A 22,588-nucleotide genomic window follows, 5' to 3' on the forward strand; every position below is an offset into this window, starting at 1 on the left:
TGTGCCTCCAGCGCTCGTCCTAACAGACGCCAAGCTTGTAAGTGCTAAGAGCGACGGTGTGGTACTTGTAGCGAGAGCGGAGAAGACGAAGTCCCACATGATTCTGAAGACGAAGATTCAGCTTGAGCAGATCAAAAATAATGTGATGGGCGTTGTCCTGAACCATAAGCGCATTCGCAATAAACATATTTTAAATGGCTATTACTAAGAGATTATAGAAACCGGCAACGGTCGCATTTCTTATAAATCGAGAGTTTATAGGAAGACAAGGTCATGTCTACTGTACCTTTATCATGGTAGGCACTCGGCTGCACTGTGGGCGTCAGGGACGCCTTAGACGTAAATCGTCAAGGGTGCGGCGTGAGGGAGGGTTAAATGCCCTGGATTCTTTCATTTTTTCTTTTCTAAGAGTGTGCAACGGCAAGGTTGTGCCCTGTTCGAAAGGAAGATGATGAGATGTTAAAGCAGATTATTCTATATTTTTTCTCGCATGGGATACCAGGTGTAATCACCTTTTTGAGTGTCGCCGTATATTCCCGGTACATGCTGCCGGAGGAATATGGCGTCTTTGCTCTAGCCATGACCGTGGTAAGCTTTATGAACTCTGTCATGTTCCAATGGCTGAGACTCGGATTCCTGCGCTTCCTACCGAGGGATATTGAGACAGGCGACATCAGCCGATCCATATCAACCGTTACAGCAGCGTTCTTGGTTACCGCTGGATTAACGGCTACATTGGGGAGCATCGGCTATGCCTTTATGGGAGACGCTTCGAGCCTAAGCGGATTATGGCTGTTAAGCCTGCTGGTTGGTTGGGCTCAGGCCTGGTTCGAGCTTCAGCTCACCTTCTTTCGCTCCCGCATGCAGGGCGTAAAATACGGGATTCTATCTCTCATTCGAGCGGTGCTCGTCTTTGTATTCAGCCTTATCGCGATCAGCTACGGGTTCGGTGCGTACGGCTTGCTTGGAGGCTTGCTTGCGGGCTTGCTTCTTTCTGCCAGCTTTCCGACCGTTGCAATTTGGATGAAGCAGCTGCGAATTCGAAGCATCGATCGAAAGCTGCTTAAGGAATTGCTTAGCTACGGTTTGCCGCTAACGCTTACCTTCGCGTTAAGCACGATCATCCATATTACAGACCGAATTGTCATCGGCAATGTCCTTGGATTGGATGAAGCGGGAGCATATGCGATGTCCTTTGACTTTACGGAGAATTCGCTAACGACTATCTTCATGATCATTAATTTGGGGGCTTTGCCGCTTGTGATCCGAACGATGGAGCAGAGTGGGAAGGATGAGGCCTCGTTATCGATCGGGATGAACATCGGTTGGCTGTTCAGTATTGGACTACCTGCTGCAGTGGGCTTGTCCGTGCTTGCCCCGGGTCTTGTTCATACGATGTTTGGCGCCCAATATCGCGATATCGCCGTGTCAATCATTCCGATCGTTGCGTTTACAGGCTTCATTCGCTGCATGAAGATGTATGGGGTTGACGTCGTGTTTCAAACGATGAAATCAACCAAGAAGCAGCTGCTTCCAACAGCGATTGCCGCAATTGTGAACTTGGTGCTTAATCTATGGCTTGTCCCCATTCTCGGAATTCACGGTTCCTTAATCGGGACGTCAGTCGCCTACTTGATAGGCATCGGCTATGGCTGGGTCATTGCCTATCAATTGCTTCCTGTGAAGCTGCCGCTAAGAGAGATGGGCAAGGCCCTCATAGCAGCGTTGGTGATGGCTCTATTGATATGGCCATTAAGAGCTCATACCGGTGTGGGATGGGTCGTGGCCTCTGTCGTGATCGGCGTTGTCGTTTTTACAGCATGCTGCCTTATTCTGAATGTATTTGAGTTGAGGCAAATGATGAAGAGCTATTTATTTAAGGGAAAAGTGAAGGAACAAGTGAAGGAACAAGTGAATGGTTAATCCGCCACTTGAAATAAAACAACTATGCAGGGGAGGCCATAACGTTGATACAGGAGGCTGTATATGAAGGGATCTATCGCTTAGGCAGCGCGATAAAAGGCTGGAATGTGTGGGAGATCCTTAATCGACAGCGGGAGATGCAGTGGCAAAGTGCAGATGATATGAATCGGTACAAGGAGGACAAGCTGCACCGTTTGCTAAAGCATGCCGAACGGCACAACCCTTACTATCGCCGTCTTTTTCTTGCGCAAGGAATAACATGGGATCAATTCTCATGGGAGACATTTAAGCGGATTCCGTTATTAACAAAGCATGAATTGCATGATTATTCCGAGCAGCTGTGCAGCGAGGGAAGCTATCTGAATGCGAGATGGAACAGCTCCGGCGGCTCGACAGGCCAGATGGCTAGACTGCTTCAGGACGAGAACTTCCGCAATCACTCCAGAGCGAACAAGCTGCTGTTTGATGAATGGACAAATACGAGGCTGGGGCAGCGCAAGCTTACCTTATGGGGAGCACAGCGAGATATTAAAAAGAGCAAGATAGCGCTGTTGAATAAGCTCGGCAGCATGGTGCATCGCAGAATGACCTTAAGCTCCTATCAAATGAATCATGACATTATGGTTGATTACGTGAATGAAATCAATCGGTACAAGCCAGAGTTCATCCTAGCTTATGCACACAGCATTTATGAGCTCGCCCTGCTGCTTGAGAAGGGAGGGTGCCGGCTCATTCATCGCCCCCGTGCGATCATGACTTCAGCCGGAACGCTATTTCCAGAGATGAGAGCGAAGATTGAGGAGCAGTTTGGTGCTCCTGTGTTCAATCGCTACGGCTCAAGAGAGGTAGGCGATATTGCATGCGAATGCAGCCATCACCAAGGGCTGCATATCAGCGGGACGACTCATATGGTTGAAATTATCCGCGAGGATGGCAGTCATGCTGAGCCTGGTGAAGTTGGCGAGATCGTGGTTACCCTGCTTACGAACAAAGCAATGCCTTTGATTCGCTATCAGATTGGTGATCGCGGAGCCTTGGCGAAGGAGCCCTGCGCATGCGGGCGTGGGTGGCCGCTTATTCAACAAATCCAAGGGCGTTCACAAGATTATTTATACTTGGAGGACGGCTCTAAGGTTGATGGGGCCTGCTTTATGCTGGAGATTATCCCATGCAAATGGATTCGGCGGTTTCAGATCATTCAGGAGGAGCGGGGCGTAGCTGACTTGTACTGTATCCCCGAGAACATGGATTCTGCCCAGGTCGCGCTGGAATGTGAACAGCTAAAGCAAAGGCTTGATTCTTTAGTCGAGCAGCAGATGCGGATCAATGTGCATCTTGTTGATGAGATTCAAGAAACGATTACGGGAAAGCATCGATACATTATAAATAGGGTGAGCGCTCCATGAGAAAAGTTGTATTTCCTCATTCAGGCATTCAGGTTGGAGGATCGATTATATCGGCCTCGTTAATTATCGATCATTTGAATCATTCGCCGCAGTGGGAGGCAGTAGCTATCTACCCAGGTGAAGGGCCGGCAGTAGAGCTGTACCGGGAGCTTAATCTTAAGACGAGCATTCTATCGATTCACGAGAAATCAATTCGCAATATTCATCATTCCGCCGGATGGAAGGGCAAGCTTCGTGCCTTGAGGGCGTATTGGGAGTCGTACGTGACGGCAAAAGCTTATTTGCAGCGTGAGCGTCCAGATCTGGTCCATCTTAACGACGATACCTCGATTCTCACTTGGGGGGTGGCAGCTAAGCAGCTTGGCATTCCTGTCATCTGGCACATTAGACAGGAGAAAGGCAATCATTGGTTGGATTCTTTGCGGCTGCGCTACGCGAATTACCTGATTTATATCGCCAAGAATACGTCCCACCGGTTCGAGCGCCAATCCAGAACGCCAGCAAGCCGGATCATTTATAACGGCGTGAACCTGTCCACGTATTGGAGCCCACGCTCCAAGGCGGAGATTAAGCAGAGCCTTGGCCTGCAGCCAGCCAGGCTTCTCGTTGGCTTTGTCGGCAACTTGAAGCGGGCGAAGCGTCCTGAATGGTTTATCCAAGCCTGCATTCAAGCGCTGCAGGAAGGTCTTGACTTTGATGCGGTTGTCATTGGAGAAGATTATGAGGGCGGGGCCTACAAGAGAGAACTTCAGCAGCAAATCGATGCTGCAGGCTGTTCAACTCGCATCAAGCTGCGAGGCTATGAGGCCCATCCCGAACGCTGGATGAGAGCGATGGATGTGTTTGGGTTAACCTCGGTCTCAGAGCCCTTTGGCCGAGTCGTGATTGAGGCGATGGCCTCGCGCGCTGCGGTGGTGGCAACGGCAGCTGGCGGTGTCCCGGAGATCATTGCGGATGGGCGAGATGGACTCCTTTCCGATCCGCAAGACCAAGCGCATTTTTATGAGCAGCTCAAGAGGCTTATTCAAGATGCCAAGCAGCGCGAACAGCTTACACGCGAAGCGTTGTCTACGGTTCATCGCAAGTTCAGCGCAGAGGAGACCTCTAAGCAAATTCAAGCCATCTATGATGAAATACTGCAGTCGCCAAAAGTCCAAGCGAATAGGAGATCTTCATGATGAATCGTCTGAATGGGACGCTCATGTTCTTTATTGCGGCGCTGATGTACAACGAACCCATACAAGAAATGCTGAGGCTGCCCTCCTTTATTCGGCCGCTGGATATGCTGATTGTTGTATGGATTGCCTATACGCTAAAGAAAGGGGTAAAGCTCCCGGAAAGGCGCTCCACACAGTCCATTCAAGGTGTGATGGTTCTCTTTCTCATGCTCACATGCTTAGTGCCTTTCTTAGGCCTCACGCTCAAGCCCTATACGTTGAGCGAACTGCTAGGCGGGGTATTGCCCAGCCTTCGAACCGTTCTTTACGCGACTGCGTTTTGGCTGTTCTACCATGCATCCATGAGAGGCATTGTCCGATACAAGGAGCTGGTCAGCGCCTATGTATGGGTAAGCCTGCCTCACTTTCTGTATGGTTTGCTGCAGTTTATTTCAATTAACACGTCATGGCTGCCATACAGCAGCCTGCCGTGGCAGCCCGTTCGCGTTCGCGGGAATGGGGAGACGGAGGTCATGAACTACGTGGTAACTGGGCTGACCGAAGCACCGTTTAGCCTTGCAACCTGGGGATCAACCTCAGCCATTGTCTGCTTTGTCCTGCTGATGCAATTTCCAAGGAAATTAAGAAGTCTTTCCCAAGAAGGCTATAGTCACGCACATGCAGCGCTGCCAAGCACTGCTATCCAGTGGATCGGTCTTATAACGGGACTTGGCATGGTGATTATGTCCATGAGACGAACCACCTTACTGGCGCTATTGGGGGGAATGCTGGCTGTGATGGTGCTTAAAGTCGTGCTAAGCCGACAGCATCGCTTTGCGGGTACAGGGGTATTCTGGAAGACGATTATTGTAGCGGGAATCCTGCTTGCAGTGGGCGCATTCTATTCCCCATCCATTCAACAGAGAATTACCTCAATCGTGAGTTTGGCTCAAGGGGATGTTAACGATCCTTCCCTTCGCAATCTGCATGGTCGCTCGGAGGAAACATGGGGCTACTGGATCGATTTTTTCTTCCAGAACCCATACGGAATCGGCTTGTATCCGCCAGAAATTATGAAAGTATCGTCGGATAATACGTATCTTACTTATCTAGCGCAAGGAGGCTTGGTGTATTCACTAGGCTACATTGCCTTGCTTCTGGCACTTACCTTGTTTGCCTTTTATTTATTTCGCAATCCTCAACGTTTGCTTTCCGCTTACGGATTAAGCTTGTTTGGCATCATGATCATTATCTGGGTGTCCGGAGTGGGTACAGGCGGTTCGATGGCATCGCTTGTATGGGCGTATCGATGGGCTTTCTTAGGCTGCTTGTGTGCAGAGTATATGCAGGCTGTCTCCATAGAGGCTATGGAAGGTTCCCTGCGACGCCAGTTTACCTAACTAATCGTTAAGTGGTGATGGATTTGAAACAACGAGTTGTCGTTCAATTTATCTCAGGGCTATATATGGGCGGAGCAGAGATGATGCTTTATCATACTGCAAAGCATTTGAATATGGAGAAATACCGTACGGTGGTCATATCCATGCTGCCCAATGGTAAAGTAGCCGACATGCTTCGAAGTGAGAATATCGAAGTGCATTGCTTGACGGTCAAGCACAAATGGCTGCTGCCATTAAGCTTTATTAAGCTTTTCAACCACATCCGTAAGCTTAAGCCAGATATCATTCATTCTTATATGTTTCATGCTGATATTGTAGGCCGTGTCATTGGAAAGCTGCTCAACATTCCCGTGGTTATCTCCTCGATCCGAAATGAATATATCGGGGGCTGGCATCGGGAACGCCTGCTTAAAATGACAGATATGTTCACAGATTGCGTCACGGTCGTATGCGAGAAGGCCGGGATGGTCCAAGTGAACAAGGGGACCATTAAGGAAGATAAGATGAAGGTTATTTATAACGGCATTGATCTGGGCCGCTTCAAGCCGATATCGGTGGAGAGCCGCTTGCAGATTCGACAAAGTTGGGGGGCTAATCAGACGGACCTCGTATTTATTTGCGTAGGTCGGCTTGAGACGCAAAAGAATCATCGAATGCTTATTTCAGCTTTTCATAAGCTGGCGATGATCCATGATCAAGTGAAGCTGATTCTGATTGGCGATGGCTCGCTTAGAGAAGAGCTTGAGCAGTATTGCAAGGATCTTAAGCTTACAGACAAGGTTCAATTTAAAGGAATCTGCTCGAACGTCCATGAACTGCTTCAAGCAGCCGATATGTTTGTTCTTGCCTCGCAATGGGAGGGGCTGCCGAATGTCGTGCTGGAAGCAATGGCTTCGGGTACGCCTGTCATTGCCACATCTGTAGGGGGAACACCTGAGGTTGTGGTTGATCAAGAGACCGGCCTTCTGGTGGAATCAGGAGATGAAAAGGGACTTCTTCATGCCATGAAGGTCCTTATTGAGATTGGCGATGCAGGCAGACAGATGTTCCGCGAACACGCGAAGGAGAGAGTGCGCAAACACTTTACGATCGGCCAAACGATTGCGGAGACAGAGTCTTTGTATGAGGAACTGCTTCTAAAAACGCAAAAAGGAAGCAAGCATCACGCGGAGCGGCAGAACAATACCGTTCTCCAGGATGAAAGAGCCTAGTATGTCGGAGGGGCGAGCCTTATCATTAAAACGCAACATCTCATGGACGATGCTTGGAAACGGCATGTATGCCGCCTGTCAGTGGGGCATTCTCATTCTCATAGCCAGGTTCGGTAATTCGGAGATGTTAGGAATGTATACCTATGCCCTATCTATTACGGCTCCCATCATCTTGACTCTGAATATGCAGCTTAAAAGTGCACAGACCGTTAATGCCAATCCCGCTCATACCTTCAGCCATTATATGTGGATAAGGTCGCTCGGCTGCATCATGGCGGTGGGTATACTCTCTGTCCTTTTGCTGTTTCAGCAGCACACGATTCAGGTGTGGACCATTGTGTATCTCATTTTATTAAGCAAGGTATTTGAATCTCTAAGTGATCTGGCCTATGGCGTCTTTCAAAAGCATCGCAGAATGGACTATATCGGGAGATCCCAGCTTGTGAAAGGAGGCCTACTGCTCGCTTCAGTAAGCATCGGCATTCTTGTCACGGGTCGCTTGGAAGCGGGATTGCTGCTGCTTGTGCTGGTATGGGGCCTGCGCTTTATCGGATACGATCTCAAGCATGCCAAGCGATTTGAGTCTTTGAAATGGAAATGCGACCTTAAAGGCATGGGGGAAATTGTGAAAAAGTGCTTTCCGCTTGGCATCGTCGCAGGGCTTGGCTCATTCAATACCAATATCCCGCGCTATGTGCTGGAGCATGCTCATGGCATGGAAACGCTTGGACTTCTGTCAGCCATGACCTACATGATGGTAGCTGGCAATGTAGTGTTTCATTCGATCGGGCAATCCATGCTTCCTCGTCTTGCAAGCCATTACAGGCAAGGCCAGCTTCAGGTTCTGGATCAAAGCATGCTGAAGCTGTGCGGGATGACGCTCATCATCGGTGCAGCAGCTGTTGCAGTCGCGACATTATGGTCGAAGCCGATCCTTACGCTGTTGTATGGAGCGGAGTATGCGCAGTACCCGCTTGCCTTTGTGCTCATTATCGTAAGTGCGGTTCTTGGGTATGTGCAATCGTTCTTTGGCTTTGGCCTTCTTGCTTCACAATCATTTTACCATCAACTGTTCATCTCCATGTTTACGATGGGCTCCACGCTGGTTCTCTCTTGGATTCTCATCCCGAATAATGGATTGTTAGGGGCGGCAAGCACATTGCTGATGATGAATATCGTTTCATTGATAGCATCCTTTATTGCATATCAGGCGGCAAGAAAGCGGCTGGTGCAGAACAAGATGGCCGTAACGCAATCGTAAACCGCCCATGACATCTTAACGCTAGGGAGAGATCACAGGATATGAGTTTGCGTACGACTCAAGTCAGTTGGAACCGTAAAGTTAAGCAGCTGTACGGTCTTAAATATCGAGCTTTAGCAGATCGCTTCTGGTCGATGTCGAAGGATGAATGGATGGATTATCAGCGCAATCGATTCCTAGAAATCTATGAATATGCAAGGAATTTCATCCCCTACTATAAGATGAGAGGCGCGCTGTACCCCGAACTGCATCCTGGGGGCAGGTCGCTTGAGGAGCTTCTTTTAGAGCTGCCTATCTTGAAGAAGGAGACCGTGAAGAAGCATAATGAGCAGTTTTTCAGTACGCGATCTTCTTTCAACACCGTACGGCATACAACGAGCGGCTCAACTGGCAATCCTCTGCGCTTGCAAGCCACGATGCAGGAAAAAGGAATGCAGCAGGCGATCTTTGATACATGGAAGAGAAGAATAGTCGGGACCAGCTCGCCACGAACCATTTATTTGCTAGGCTCCATAAAGGAGGAGGGCGAACAGTGGCTGTCCCGTGCTTACGGCACCAATGAGGTGTACATCTCCATCTACCAATTAAGACAGAAACATAAGCACGAGATCATTCAATTCCTTCATGCATTCGATCCTGCTTTTATTCAAGGCTACCCCTCAGCTGTCTTTCAGCTGGCCCAGCTTGCAGGAGACTCTTTGCTGCATCGCAAAAATCGAACTTACGCTATGGTCACCTCAGAGACGCTGCTTCCCCAATGGAAGTCTGTCATTGAGGAGAAGCTGTGCCATAAAGTTTATGATTTCTACAGCTCTCAGGAAGGAGCGCACGGTGCATTCGAAGGGGATTGCGGAAGCATGCACATTCATCCGATGTTTGGTTCCGTGGAGCTCATAAAGGAGGATGGGAACAGAGCTGATATAGGAGAATCGGGCTTGATCGTGGTGACGGGACTGATTCGCAAGAGCATGCCGCTGATTCGCTACGAGATTGGCGATCACGCGGTTAAGGGCTCGTATCATTCCTCTTGCTCATGTTCCTCTTCATGGGATTCGCTGCAGAAGATAGAAGGAAGACTTGGAGACCAACTGCTTCTTGAAGATGGTAGGAGAATCAGCATGCTTGTGCTTAATCATTTGTTTCACGGCTTGGATGGCGTAGAGGTGAATGGGGCCCAGTTAATCCAGCATTCTACGCACAGGTTTGAGTTTCTAATCGTCATGAAGGAGCGGGATCAAGGAAGCCGCAAATTTGTGCAGCAGCGCTTTCAACAGCGATTTATAAAGCTTGTTAATCCTCCATCCAACGTTGATCTAGCGTTTACGTTTGTATCAGAGATTCCCCGCGGGGCAAATGGGAAGATAAAGTTAGTGGATGTCAGGCTATGAGGCCATTATCGATCGTGACTGATCAAAGGAAACCTGCTCAACTATCCATTAGTTTGCTCTTTATATGCACCTTTGCCATCTATGCAAGTTGTCTTTGGCTGTTAAAGAGTGCCGATATATATGGGGCTTTCTTGCTGTCTACTTGCCTCATCATCTTAATCCTGCCGTTATGGCTGACAAAGGATACGTTCCATCCTTTTATCCTATATATCGGGATGCCGTTCTTCTCTTGGATCAATTATTCGGATAAGCTGCTGAATGGATACAGCATACGATACTCGCTTGATGACTCCGGCGGTGCAAAGACCTACATTGAGCTATCCATTCTTATGTTTGCGGTTTGGCTTGGCTGCATGCTGCTTGGGTATGTGCTGTCCAATCTAGCCGCAGCAAGAAAGTCTGCGCCTATTCGCGCAGGAGAACATGAAGAACGGCGCTATGCAGGGCAGTATAACTTTCTTTATCCTAAAGGATTGGCAGCGATTCTATTAGCAATCAGCATCGCCTCTTTTGGTTATATCTTCATGCTGCAGGGCGGCATGGATGCGATGCTTGCTGCAATGGTGAACCGGCGAGAGGAGTATGAAGGCCTCGCATATATTCGCAATATGGTATCGCTAGGAGGCGTGTCGGCACTCCTTTTTTTATTTGGAGGAGCACCAAAACGCGGCATTGCAGCAGCCGTGCTGACCACAGCGATGATGATGCTGTTTGGAGGAAGAGGCGCAGCCTTGCTTGGAGTGCTTTTGCCGTTTGGAATTGTCTATCACTATTTCATTCGAAGACTATCTTTTGCCTTGCTGGCACCTGTCGCAGCAGGTGTGCTCCTCATTGCCCTCATGTGGGGGAATATGCGGATGGAAGGCGAGATGAACCTTAGTGTGTCGGGGCTTGGCGAGCTGATGTTCAAAGCCGGGAATCAATTGCAGACAGCAGACATCGTTCCCGCGATTGTCTCTGGAGTGGATTCGGGCTTAATCGCTTTTACCTACGGAGAACCGATTACGCGCATTTTTTATGCGCCGATTCCACGTTCAATCTGGCCGAACAAGCCGATAACCGATGAAACAGGCGTAGTCGGATACACCTTAATGGGACCAGACTATTGGGGACTACCTGCTGGCAATTATGGTTGGGCTTATTTTAATTTTGGCTGGCTTGGCGTCATTGTATTGGGAGTACTAACAGGAGCATGTGTGTGGATTTGGAAAAGGCAGCTGTTAGAAAAAAGAAGGTCTCACCTGACGATGGTTCTTTATGCCTCTACGATCGTATACATTTCTCAAATATTTGCAGCTTCGGCTCAGATCAAGGTGCTATGGATGTGCGGAATATGCTTATTGCTCCTAGGGCTTGATCAGATCCTAAAGCTTCTGTTCAAAGGAAAGCATGGCAAGCATCTTCGAATGAATTCTGTGATCGATGAGGGGTCAAGACATGGAAAAGAGAATACTATTCGTAGAATCCCGATATAACTCCTACTACGGTGCTCAGCAAAGCATGGTCAAGTTGATGGGCGTACTCTCAAGAGGCTTTCACTGTGAAGTGCTGACCACAAACAAGGGACGGCTCGCTGAAGAGCTGGAGCGCAACCATATTCCGGTCAAAATTATTAAGCTAGGGTCTAGAAGCAATGTGTTTAATGGAAGAGTGCTTCAATACAATTGGTTGAATAAGCTTCGAGTGGCAGCTGAACTCTTCACATTTAATTGCAGGGTGCTTCATTATATTTATCAGCATCACATTCGAATTATTTATGTGAACGATGCTCGTTCCCTTGTCTATGTCGGCATGGCGGCAAAGCTGCTCCGCTGCAAGGTTATTTATTACGTTCGGGCAGATATTGAGCACAACTGGATGACCCGGTTGTGCTTTTTATTGTCCAATAAAGTGATTACGATTGCCGAAGGCGTTTTAAGAAGGCTCCCAACCTCCTTTCTAGCACGCTACGCGCACAAGACTTCCAATATCTACACCGGCTTTGATTTTGATCAGGAGGATACGGAGGTTGATGCTGCAGCACTTAAGAACAGGTATGGGATTGAGGAACAGCGATTCGTCATTGGTTATGTAGGCTCCATCCATCCCCGTAAAGGCCTTGATGTTCTTGCCAATGTGCTTGGGAAGATCGGAGGCGGCCATGAACTGGCTTTGTTGATGGCAGGAGATCCAAGTGATGGGCAGAGTGAGTATTGGAAAGGGCTGTATGAGCGGTTAATGCAAAGCAAGGTTCAAGTGATTCAGCTTGGCTATCAGCGGAAGCTTCAGCCCGTGTACGCCGTGATGGACGTGCTTGTACTGCCGTCACGCTCCGAGGGGCTTCCGAGAACGGTTATTGAGGCCATGTCCTTTGGTGTTCCTGTCATTGCGACAGACGTAGGCGGAGTGAAGGAGATCATTCCGAATGCTGATTATGGGATGGTGATCCCCCATGATGATGAAGAAGCCCTTACCCAAGCAATTGAAGCGATGAAGACCTCTCCAGACTACCGACGAACCCTTCATTCCAGCACCAAGCTGTATGTGAGAGAGAAGTTCAATCAAGAGCGATTTGAGCATGAGGTCCTTTCGCTATTTACAAAGATGAGTTGAAAACTTTAGTTCTAGGGAGTGCGATGAGATGACGATTCTGGTTACAGGTGCATCAGGATTTATTGGGTACTATGTAAGTCAGCAGTTGCTGCAAAGAGGCTATGAGGTAACGGGTGTCGATGCCATGAATGATTATTATGACCCTGCCCTGAAAGAAGCAAGGCTTGAGCAACTGCTTCAGCATCCTAACTTTACCTTCCACAAGCTTCAGCTGGAGGATCGAGCGAGTGTGGATCAGTTGTTCAATGATAAAAAGTATGATCGAGTGATTCATTTGGCAGCACAAGCGGGCGTAAGGTACAGCCTTATTAATCCTTACAGCTACGTGCAATCGAATCTCGTTGCATTCGGCAACGTGCTGGAGGCCTGCCGGCATCATCGAATTGAACATTTGGTGTACGCATCGTCAAGCTCTGTATATGGCGCAAATGTAAAGGTGCCTTTCTCGGTTCAAGACCCTGTGAACCATCCCGTAAGCCTGTATGCTGCAACGAAAAAAGCCAACGAACTGATGGCTCATTCCTATAGTCATCTGTACGGCATTCCAACCACGGGGCTGCGCTTTTTTACTGTATATGGACCATGGGGCAGACCAGATATGGCTTACTACAGCTTTACGAAGCGGATCATGGCGAATGAACCCATCCAGTTGTTCAATTACGGCAACATGAAGAGAGACTTTACCTATATTGACGATATCGTAGAGGGAATTGTCCGCGTGATGGATCATATCCCAGCAGCGGACCCAACATGGAATGCGCTTCAGCCCGATCCAGGAACGAGCCATGCACCGTATCGCGTATATAACATTGGCAACCATAACCCGGTTGAATTGACCTCCTTTATCAGTATTCTGGAGAAGCTGATTGGGAAGAAAGCGATCGTTGAGCTTCTGCCGATGCAAGATGGAGATGTAGAGGCGACCTTTGCGGATGTAGAGGACTTATTTGAGGCGGTATCCTTCAGACCAAGCACTTCGCTGGAAGTGGGATTAAGTCGGTTTGTAGAGTGGTATTCCAGCTATTATCAAGAAGCTGCTGTTCCTTCTCTTACTCTGTCGTAATCAATTTTAATTCATAAACTGAGGTGTTTGGTATGAAGGTAGGTCACGTGTGTACATCCGCGCTGATGCACAAGCTTCTTGTGGATAAACTGTCCTTAATGCAGGAAAAAGGCTATGACATCCATCTGATCTCCTCAAGAGAAGGATTCAATGAAACATTGGTCGCAGGTTATCCGCTCGAGTTTCGCTTTGTCCCAATGAATCGCAGCATTCATCCCTTCCAAGATATCGTATCCATCTTTCGCTTGATGCACCTGATTATGAAGGAGAAATACGACATCATTCATACGCACAATGCAAAAGCTGGCGTCATCGGCCGAATCGCAGCATGGTTATGCAGAACGCCTGTCATTATCCATACCACGCATGGCCTTCCTTTCTATCAAGGACAAAGCGGAACCACTTACCATATGTATCGCTGGATGGAGAAGATAGGCTCATGGTTCTGTCATGGCATTGCTTCTCAAAATAAAGAGGACATGGATAAAATAAAGGAATACGCGCCGAATAAGCCTGTTCTCTATGAAGGCAATGGAGTCGACTTAGGGCGTATGGACGCTTACAAGTCCGAAGCCAATACGGACGTTATTCGCAAGCTAAGGAGCAAACATCATATTCCAGATACCCACAAAGTGATTTTGGTCGGTGCAAGATTTGAGCCGGTTAAAAATCACTTTTTTTTGTTGGATGCTCTTGTCTTGCTTAAGCAGCAATCATCGACTCCTTTCGTCTGCCTGCTGGCAGGGCAGGGGCCGCTTGAAGCGGAGATTATCAATCGAATCAAGGAGCTGAACCTGGAGGAGCAGGTTATTCTCGTTGGCTATCAGACCAATATCTATCCCTATATTCAAATGGCCGATGTCGTGTCGCTAACCTCTGAGAAGGAGGGGATTCCAAGGATCGTGATGGAATCGATGGCCTTTGCAAAGCCCGTCATTGCAAGCGATGTTCTTGGCACTCGCGAGCTTGTGCAGCATGAGGTGAGCGGTGTGCTTGTTCCATATCCGGATGCCTCGGAGCTCGCTAAGCAATATGCGAGAGTGCTGGAGGACGATGCTTTAGCCGCGGTCTTAGGGATGAACGGGCGAAAGATCATTGAGGAGCAATTTACGGAGCAGATCGTCATCAACCGCATCCATGAGTACTATCGCAAGATGCGAAAAGACGATTTTTTCAATAAGAAGCAGATGGAGTTTCCCATTTCTTAATCAGAGATAAAAAGTTAAGCAGATAAAGGAGAAATTGAAGATGAAAGTAACGAAAGCGATTATTCCAGCGGCAGGCTTGGGAACACGTTTCCTGCCTGCAACCAAAGCAACCCCGAAAGAAATGCTTCCGATTGTAGACAAACCTACGATTCAATACATTATCGAGGAGGCGGTCGCTTCAGGGATTGAAGATATCATCATCATTAGCGGTCGCGGCAAAAGAGCGATTGAGGATCATTTTGACCGTTCCATTGAACTGGAAGAAACGCTTGAGGAAAAAGGAAAATGGGCGGAGCTTTCCTCCATTCGCCAAATCAGCGAGCTTGTGAATCTGCACTATGTAAGGCAAGGGCAGCCTAAGGGACTCGGGCATGCGATCTGGTGCGCACGCTCCTTTATCGGAGATGAGCCGTTCGCTGTATTGCTCGGGGATGATATCGTGCAGGCAGAGGTTCCGGCCTTGAAGCAACTGCTGCAGGTGTATGACAAGTATGAGCGTTCTGTCGTTGGCGTGCAGGCGGTGGGTGATGATGATGTGGAGAAGTATGGCATCATTGCTCCGATTCCGTTCCCAGTGGAGCCTAAGGTGAAGCGGGTATCTGCCTTTGTAGAGAAGCCTAAGCGCGGAGAAGCGCCTTCGAATTATGCGATTATGGGACGTTATGTATTTACTCCTGACATCTTCGCTCATTTGAGAGATCTGCCTCCGAGCACAGGCGGGGAAATTCAGTTGACGGATGCGATCCGACTTCTAAATGAGCATGAGGAGGTTCTTGCGTACAGCTTTGATGGCGTTCGCTATGATGTGGGAGATAAATTCGGCTTTATTAAAGCGACGATTGATTTTGCTATGGAACGTGACGAATTCAAGGCGCCACTCATGAATTATTTGAGAGCGTTGGTTGAAAAAAATTATGCCCGTGCGGGGAGGTTGTAGGCATGCGTCGTCTTGCAGTCATTGGAACAGGATATGTGGGTTTGGTTACAGGTTCATGCTTCGCGGATATTGGCAATCAGGTCATATGCTGCGATATCGACGAGACGAAGATTCAAAAGCTTACTCAAGGCATTATTCCCATCTATGAGCCCGGCTTGCAGGAGATGGTGATCCGTAATCAGCAGGAAGGACGCCTGCAATTTACGACCAATCTAGCAGAAGCTGTGCAGTTTGCTGAAATTATTTACATTGCGGTTGGGACACCGATGTCTCCGCATGGCGAAGCGGATCTGTCTTACATCTATGCCGCAGCGAAGAGCATTGCAGAATCGATGCAGGAGTATAAGATCATTGTGATCAAGAGCACCGTGCCAGTGGGGACCGGGCGCAGCGTACAACAGCTGATCTCCGAGCATACAACGCATCCTTTCGACATGGTCAGCAATCCGGAGTTTCTGCGTGAAGGCTCTGCAATCGCAGATTGCATGAAGATGGAGCGGGCAGTGATCGGAGCTACACATCCGTCAGCTGCGGATGTGATTGAAGAGCTGCATGCTCCGTTTCGAACGCTTGTCTATCGGACAAGTGTAGAGAGTGCGGAGATGATTAAATATGCGGCGAATGCGTTCTTGGCAACGAAGATCTCGTTTATAAATGAGATTGCGAATCTCTGCGAGGAGACAGGGGCGAATGTGTCTGAGGTATCGACAGGCATCGGGCTAGACAGCCGTATCGGCAGCCAATTCCTTCAGGCGGGCATTGGCTACGGCGGTTCATGCTTCCCGAAGGATACGGAAGCCCTGCGATTCATCTGCTCGAAGTCAGGCGTGTCCTCCCGTCTTATTAATGCGGTCATCGAGACGAATGCCAAGCAGCGCTATGTTGTCTTGAACAAGCTTCAGCACGTCCTTGGCCATCTGCAGGGCAAAACGATTGCTGTCTTGGGGCTTGCATTCAAGCCAAATACAGATGACATGCGTTATGCTCCTTCTGTCGATCTGATTCCTGAGCTGGTTCAGCGAGGAGCTGCCATTAAAGCTTATGATCCCATTGCAATAGATGAAGCGAGGAAGTGGATTCCAAGCGATATCCTCTACACGACGGATCTTTACGAAGCTGTTGAGGGCTGTGATGCCTGCCTCATTCTAACCGATTGGGAACAGGTCAAATCAATGGATTTAGAGCGTCTTCATTCGCTTATGCGGCAAGCGGTGGTTGTTGATGGACGCAACTGCTTCTCTCTAGAGGAAATGAAGGCGCATGGCTTTTACTATTCCAGCATCGGAAGAGCCGTCGTTCATTCCCAGCTAGAGGTTGGAATTGGATAGATGATGATGAAGCTTCGAATCGGAGTAGCCGCCATCGTCGTCGTAGCAGGAGTTGTCCTAGGCTTAATGATTAAAGCCATGGCCGCACAGGATGTTGAAACCGATATGGTTGTTTCCGATGCTCCAACGCCCATCAAAGTCGTAAGCCCAGCCCAGCTAGATTATCTAGATGGGCTGGCTGACAATCTAAAGAAGATCAATACAACCTGCAAGCAAAAGTGCATCAACGCGAAAAAGCGCGGAGTTGCTGCAAATGGAAAAGATATGCGTGCATCCCTGCAAAAATTGATTGATGAAGCAAGCAAAACGTCCAGCACGGTCTATCTGTCGTCAGGAACCTACAGCATCAAAGGGGTGCTTCACCTTCGCAGCAATGTGACGTTGATTGGCGATGGAGACAAGACGGTGCTTCGACAGATGCAGGCGAATAAAGAGCTGATCTCGATCGAGAATGTAAGAAATGTGACCCTTTACAATATCAAATTGGATCAATCGAAAGTCAAGCATACGACTCGGGAGTCTAATCATACGGTTCGGATCATGAACGCTGCTTCTGTTCAATTAAACAAACTAGTGATTAAAGGCTCAGTCTCAAAGTCCGAGGATGAATACGGAGATGCGATTTACGTTGCGCAAAAGAAGCTCTACTCCCGAAAGACGGAGCAAATTATTGCGAAGGATATTATTATTGACGGGGCTTCCCGCAACGGGATTGCCGTGGTAGGCGGGCAAAACATGCTTTTCTCCGATATCACACTGAAAAACATGAATCACAGACTGAATGCAGCGCTTGATATCGAGCCTGACAGTGGTGCAGAGGTTCGCAACATCAAGTTTCAAAATGTTGAAGTGAACAATGAGAATATTCATGTTTGGACGGAAACAGGCAGCATCTCGAACATTATTCTGGATAGGGTTCGAGCGCTGAATGGAAGACTCGTGATTAAGGGCAAAGTCAACAACGTGCTGTTCAGCAATGGTTCAGCGCCTTACGTCACGATTGAGGTAGAAAAGGATGAGCGTTTAAGACCTAAAAATATCAAGCTCTTAAATTCTACTTTTTCGAACACGAAGCTAAAAGAAGTTGTCTTTATGTCCGGGGAAAACATTGCGATTGAGAACTGCATCATTAAAGGCGGAACCGAGTATGGTGTCCGTGATGTAGGCATGAAAGGCTATTTTGTGTTGAAGAACAGTCAGGTCTATAACAGCAAGGGCAATGGCGTCTTTCTATACCGTGCTCCTCAGATCGAGCTGATCGGCAATCAAGTGTCGGATAACAATAACTACGGCGTGATGCTTGGCAATACGAGCAAGGCTACGGTGGATACCGTCGTTATCTCAGGGAAAAATCAATTCTATAATAACGGCCGAGACAATATCCAAATTAGACTTCCAAAGTCCAAGATCTATATCGGTCCCGAAGAACAAATCGAAGGCTTTTAACCAAATCGTTCTTATCCGAGGTGAATGCATTTGAAAGATCAAGAGCTGTCTTTACCATCTGGACAAGCAAATATTATTCCACAAGCATCTCCAGAACCGATATGGATGAAGCAAATATCAAGAAGACATCTGATAACGGCTCTTGGTGTTGCCGGCTTAGGCGCTGTAACGGGCGGATTGTGGAGCAGGGAGCCGAATGATCCGAAGTTCAACGCCGCGACGACGGACGTGGCCACGACGGCAGAACGTAAGCCAGAGAAGACGGTTAAGGATTACGGCGCGAAGGGGGATGGCGTGAGCAACGATATGCCAGCCATTCTAGCTGCTATTAAGAAGGAAGATACGATTTACTTTCCGAAAGGACAATACGGCATTCAGGGTACCCTGCTCTTGGAAGGGCTGAAGAATAAAGTATTCTCTTTCCATCCTGAGGCAAGGCTTGTCCACCTCAAGACAGCTAAAGATCGGCTGCTTCATCTGAAAGAATGCAAGAACCTTACCTTTTACAATCTTTCAGTGCATTCTCTTAGTTCAAGGACGACCAATACAATCAATGTAGGACGCTGTGATCATTTGTATTTTCTAGGAATAACCAAGATTGGGTATTCGCCTTCGCTCTCCTTTGTATTAAGAGGGGCTTCGCATACGATCGTCATCGAGACGCTGATCGTGGATCATCCGGAGACGAGGGACGGTCTTTCACTTATGAACTGCTATAACGTAACGGTAGGTACTGTAATAGGACGGGGGAACAGTGACGATCTTGTTGTGATTAAGGCGATTAAGGATGAAGGAGAAGCGGGAGGCTCCACTCATAACATTCAGATTCAGCATATTCATGCTTATGGCTCGTTTGGAGCATTCTCCATCGGCTCTGAAATCTACGACGGGGATGTCTACAATGTCTCCGTCGGCCAAATTGTCTGTCATAACGTAAAGCGCGGGCTATATTTCAAAATGTGGGACACCAACGACGAAGGAATCACGCATACGCGGCGCGGAGAGGTATACCAGATCTATATTGACAGCTTTGTACTCAACAATGACTTGCCCGATTCCGGAGGAGTCCCGATCGAATTTGATATTCGACATGATGATTATCTGTACAAGTATCATGATATTACGATCGGATCGGCTTGGATACGCGGAGCGTTCCGCAAGGACTTCGTTGTTATCGAAAAGGTGGAGCGCGTTCATATTAAACACTTGACGACGTTGTCCTATGTTTCAAGCAAAGAGCCCCGCCCTGAAGTGAATCTGAGAGCGGTGTATATCAAAGAGAAGGCAAGAAATTGTACGATTGGCGGGGGATACCTCGAAGCCACCTTAACGCCGGTATTGATTGAATCCGGAGCACAGCGAAATATCATTGAGGGTGTGCAGCCAGTCGTATTAGACCGAAAGCGAAAGATCCAATATGATAAGACCCTAGTCTCTATAAAAAAAGCTCCCCATAATATCATTCGATATGGATGGTATGACCCAGCCTATAAGGAAGGGATTCGAATAGAGGACTCGGACAATATCCAGTTGGATAAGCTTCAGATGAGGCATGACACAAGAACCTCTCCACCTACATCGGGGTATTGGTATGCAGGTGAGCGTATTGAGCATCGATCACCTGCGCCAGGTCAGCCTGTTGGATGGATCTGTACGTCAGAAGGGGAGCCTGGAGTCTGGAAAGGCTACGGTACAATTGAGTCTTAGCACTCTATAGGACTTCCGTATTCGAATTCGTAGGCAGGAAAGTGGTTGTCACCTTGCCTTTATTGTCCCTGCGATAGATCGAAGTTGTCTTGCTGTAAGGGTTCAATAGGGCAATATTATTACTCCGTATATAAATATTGCTGCTTGTGGATAGATTGGTGATGAAGAAAGAGGTTTGTTTCTTGTTGGAAACGGGCTTGTTCTGGAAGATGGAGTTGGATTCGAAGACGATATAGTCTTGGAAGTTGTTGTGTCCATCTAGGACAATGGCTGAGGCGTAGGAATAGGAAGGGGACTCCTTCCAGTCCATAATATGATTCTGCTTGAATGTCACGTGCTTATGAAGCCCGTAGACCATAATGGCAACACCGCAATCGGTAATGAGATTATCGGTGCACTGGATCTCTTGGGTGCCGTTGTCTTCGGGATCGTAGAGGCGAATGCCGATGTCGCTGTTCATAATGATATTATGGCTTACGATGCCTTTGCTTGCCTGATAGTACATCGTGATGCCGTAGCCACGCCCGCCTTTGCAGGTGTTGCCAGAAATAATAAAGCTTTCAAGCGGCTGACTGACACCACGGACGCTGCCAAATCCTTGTGCCGTAATATCGGCGTTGCCATTGTCTTCAAGCGTATTGTTGACAACAGTGGTGCGCGTGGAGCCGCAAATGCGAATTCCATGCTCATAACTATTTTTAACCATGCAGCCATCGACAAGCGTATCTATAGCCTTGATCACTTCAATGCCTGATCCGCCTGTTGTCTTCTCTACCTCACAGTGCAGGACTTGACAGTACATGGAAGAGCCCGTGGAGTCATCGTAGCCGATCCGAATGCCGGAATCATCAGAGTTGTATACCTTGCAGTGCTCGATTGTGCAGTACTTGGATGCATGCACACGAATGGCGCGGCTCTCGGCTCCACCTGGGTTGACAATATCTCTGACCTGCAAATGACGAATGGATACGTACTCCGCATTATTGATCTGAATGCCATCCTTGCCTATAACATTCATTCGAAGAATGCTAGATTCCTTTCCTTCACCATACAAGGTTTGATTCGATTTCACCTTGATCGTGTTACTGATAACGTACGTTCCAGCTGGGAAAAAGATCGTACCCCCCTGCGAAGCGTTAATCGCATTCTGGATCGCCTGCGTATCATCATGGACATTGTCTCCATAGGCACCATAATCTTTCACGTTTATACCAATACTCGTACTCATTCTAATCACCTCTCTCATGATGAAGTAGGGAAATAGTTTCACCTTATATTATGTTGAAGGCAAGATATCGGTTCTCAGCTAGGATGGATTGGGAGGGACAGATGTGAGGAAATTTTGGTCAAAAAGAAAAAAATGGGAAAAAACTGTAGTCGTAAGTCTACTATTATTTACAGGAATCGTAGTAGGGTGTGTGGGCTTTTTCGTCTATAAATTGCAGCATACGGCAGAAGCCATCTATGAACCTCTCCCGCCTAGCGATTATCGAGTGAAGGTAGGAACGATTAAACCCTTGTCAACCACTGGCGATACGGATACGACAGCTCTCGCTAATACGTTGACGACGCCTAATCTAAGGTCAGGTGATCCTTTCACTTTATTGCTCATCGGTGTAGATGAGAGAGGCCGCGACTCTGGCCGAAGCGATACGTTGATCTTGGCTGTTATCAATCCTAGCACGCCTGCTGCTACGCTGATCAGCATTCCTCGCGATACGATGACAAGCATCGCAGGAAAGAATAAGGAAGATAAGATTAATCATGCCTATGCCTTCGGAGGCGTTCCGATGGCTGTAGCCACGGTTGAGCAGATGCTGCAGATCCCGATCGACCACTATATTAAAACGAATATGCAGGGCTTTGAGGAAATTATCGATGCTCTAGGCGGTGTGGATATTAACAACAAGCGATCCTTTTCGCTTGATGACCAGTACTTTGAGGAAGGGCCGCTTCATCTAAGCGGGGAAAAAGCACTTGCTTATGTTCGGATGCGCAAGGCGGACCCTAAGGGAGACTTTGGGCGCATGGACAGGCAGCAGGAGGTGCTCTCCAGCTTGTCTAAAAAAGCCTTAACCTTTGAAGGGGCCTTGCAATGGGTAGAGGTGATCGACAAGCTCAGCATGTATGTAAAAACAAGCATTCCTTCATCGGAATGGACGAAGATTATGCAAAATTACAACAAAGCGCTATCACATATAGAGCGTGAATCGTTAAACGGCACCGGCTTCCGAAAAGATGGAATCTATTACTGGCAGCTCGAACAAGGAGAAAAAGAACGCGTTCATGAGCTGATTGTTGAAAAGCTTGGTGTGAAGCCGAATTGATTCATAACGATGAAACGTACGCTGCTGTGGCAGAAGATCCTATTGAATGTGCAGCTCGTGAAAGTGGGCAGGTTAGAACGTGTATCTCTCTAGCGGAATCCAACTGAGCGATGTGAATATCACTAGGATCTGACTGCCCACCTTTTTTACCTCTTCATTATTATCCTCATTATCCTCTTATAGTTCCTATTCCTGTTATCCACCTCTTCTCTTCTCTTTTCTCTTTTTCCTTAT

At 48.0% G+C, this 22,588-nt stretch carries 17 protein-coding genes and 1 pseudogene; 17 read left to right on the forward strand and 1 reads right to left on the reverse strand.

From position 1 onward, the window contains the following. The 16 genes and pseudogenes from I2H74_RS12595 to I2H74_RS12670 form a co-directional block, all read left to right on the forward strand. A pseudogene (locus I2H74_RS12595) lies at window positions 1-208 on the forward strand (CpsD/CapB family tyrosine-protein kinase); the annotation flags it as partial. 248 nt (window positions 209-456) lie between these two features. Next, window positions 457-1,923: a lipopolysaccharide biosynthesis protein gene (locus tag I2H74_RS12600; protein WP_195574313.1), complete on the forward strand. Its 1,467-nt coding sequence runs from the start codon at window positions 457-459 to the stop codon at window positions 1,921-1,923. Between the two features lie 44 nt (window positions 1,924-1,967). Then, a complete protein-coding gene (locus tag I2H74_RS12605) occupies window positions 1,968-3,329 on the forward strand; it encodes a phenylacetate--CoA ligase family protein (RefSeq protein WP_195574314.1) in 1,362 nt (453 codons plus the stop codon). Then, the gene (locus tag I2H74_RS12610; protein ID WP_195574315.1) at window positions 3,326-4,507 is read left to right on the forward strand and encodes a glycosyltransferase family 4 protein; all 1,182 of its coding nucleotides are present in this window, start codon (window positions 3,326-3,328) and stop codon (window positions 4,505-4,507) included. Before I2H74_RS12605 ends, I2H74_RS12610 begins: the two co-directional genes overlap by 4 nt. Continuing rightward, window positions 4,504-5,886 (forward strand): hypothetical protein, encoded by a 1,383-nt coding sequence (locus I2H74_RS12615; protein WP_195574316.1) that lies wholly within the window; start codon window positions 4,504-4,506, stop codon window positions 5,884-5,886. Before I2H74_RS12610 ends, I2H74_RS12615 begins: the two co-directional genes overlap by 4 nt. A gap of 23 nt (window positions 5,887-5,909) precedes the next feature. Further along, window positions 5,910-7,097 (forward strand): glycosyltransferase, encoded by a 1,188-nt coding sequence (locus I2H74_RS12620; RefSeq protein WP_195574317.1) that lies wholly within the window; start codon window positions 5,910-5,912, stop codon window positions 7,095-7,097. Window position 7,098: 1 nt separating this feature from the next. Continuing rightward, a complete protein-coding gene (locus I2H74_RS12625) occupies window positions 7,099-8,358 on the forward strand; it encodes a lipopolysaccharide biosynthesis protein (protein WP_229106606.1) in 1,260 nt (419 codons plus the stop codon). 41 nt (window positions 8,359-8,399) lie between these two features. Beyond that, window positions 8,400-9,746: a phenylacetate--CoA ligase family protein gene (locus I2H74_RS12630; RefSeq protein WP_195574319.1), complete on the forward strand. Its 1,347-nt coding sequence runs from the start codon at window positions 8,400-8,402 to the stop codon at window positions 9,744-9,746. 14 nt (window positions 9,747-9,760) lie between these two features. Next, a complete protein-coding gene (locus I2H74_RS12635) occupies window positions 9,761-11,221 on the forward strand; it encodes an O-antigen polymerase (protein WP_195574320.1) in 1,461 nt (486 codons plus the stop codon). Next, window positions 11,184-12,338, forward strand: coding sequence for a glycosyltransferase family 4 protein (locus tag I2H74_RS12640; protein WP_195574321.1), 1,155 nt, complete (start codon window positions 11,184-11,186; stop codon window positions 12,336-12,338). Before I2H74_RS12635 ends, I2H74_RS12640 begins: the two co-directional genes overlap by 38 nt. Before the next feature lie 28 nt (window positions 12,339-12,366). After that, window positions 12,367-13,401 (forward strand): NAD-dependent epimerase, encoded by a 1,035-nt coding sequence (locus I2H74_RS12645; protein WP_195574322.1) that lies wholly within the window; start codon window positions 12,367-12,369, stop codon window positions 13,399-13,401. A 32-nt stretch (window positions 13,402-13,433) separates the two neighbouring features. Next, window positions 13,434-14,609: a glycosyltransferase family 4 protein gene (locus I2H74_RS12650; RefSeq protein ID WP_195574323.1), complete on the forward strand. Its 1,176-nt coding sequence runs from the start codon at window positions 13,434-13,436 to the stop codon at window positions 14,607-14,609. 40 nt (window positions 14,610-14,649) lie between these two features. Next, entirely contained in the window at window positions 14,650-15,546 is an 897-nt protein-coding gene (gene galU / locus I2H74_RS12655; protein WP_195574324.1) for a UTP--glucose-1-phosphate uridylyltransferase GalU, read from the forward strand. Window positions 15,547-15,548: 2 nt separating this feature from the next. Then, the gene (gene tuaD, locus I2H74_RS12660; RefSeq protein ID WP_195574325.1) at window positions 15,549-16,874 is read left to right on the forward strand and encodes a UDP-glucose 6-dehydrogenase TuaD; all 1,326 of its coding nucleotides are present in this window, start codon (window positions 15,549-15,551) and stop codon (window positions 16,872-16,874) included. Continuing rightward, a complete protein-coding gene (locus I2H74_RS12665; RefSeq protein ID WP_195574326.1) occupies window positions 16,875-18,320 on the forward strand; it encodes a right-handed parallel beta-helix repeat-containing protein in 1,446 nt (481 codons plus the stop codon). A gap of 30 nt (window positions 18,321-18,350) precedes the next feature. Continuing rightward, window positions 18,351-20,027 carry a glycosyl hydrolase family 28-related protein gene (locus tag I2H74_RS12670; RefSeq protein WP_195574327.1) on the forward strand — a complete coding sequence of 559 codons (1,677 nt, stop codon included), beginning with the start codon at window positions 18,351-18,353 and terminating at the stop codon, window positions 20,025-20,027. A 4-nt stretch (window positions 20,028-20,031) separates the two neighbouring features. Here I2H74_RS12670 and I2H74_RS12675 read toward each other — a convergent pair whose 3' ends face one another. Next, window positions 20,032-21,255 (reverse strand): glycosyl hydrolase family 28-related protein, encoded by a 1,224-nt coding sequence (locus tag I2H74_RS12675; RefSeq protein ID WP_229106608.1) that lies wholly within the window; start codon window positions 21,253-21,255, stop codon window positions 20,032-20,034. A 103-nt stretch (window positions 21,256-21,358) separates the two neighbouring features. Between I2H74_RS12675 and I2H74_RS12680 the strand changes: the two genes are divergently transcribed. Then, window positions 21,359-22,354, forward strand: a complete 996-nt coding sequence (locus I2H74_RS12680) for an LCP family protein (protein ID WP_195574329.1) — start codon at window positions 21,359-21,361, stop codon at window positions 22,352-22,354. Window positions 22,355-22,588 lie beyond the last annotated feature (234 nt).

The sequence above is a fragment of the Paenibacillus sp. 1001270B_150601_E10 genome, from assembly GCF_015558675.1.
Lineage (GTDB): Bacteria > Bacillota > Bacilli > Paenibacillales > Paenibacillaceae > Paenibacillus_B.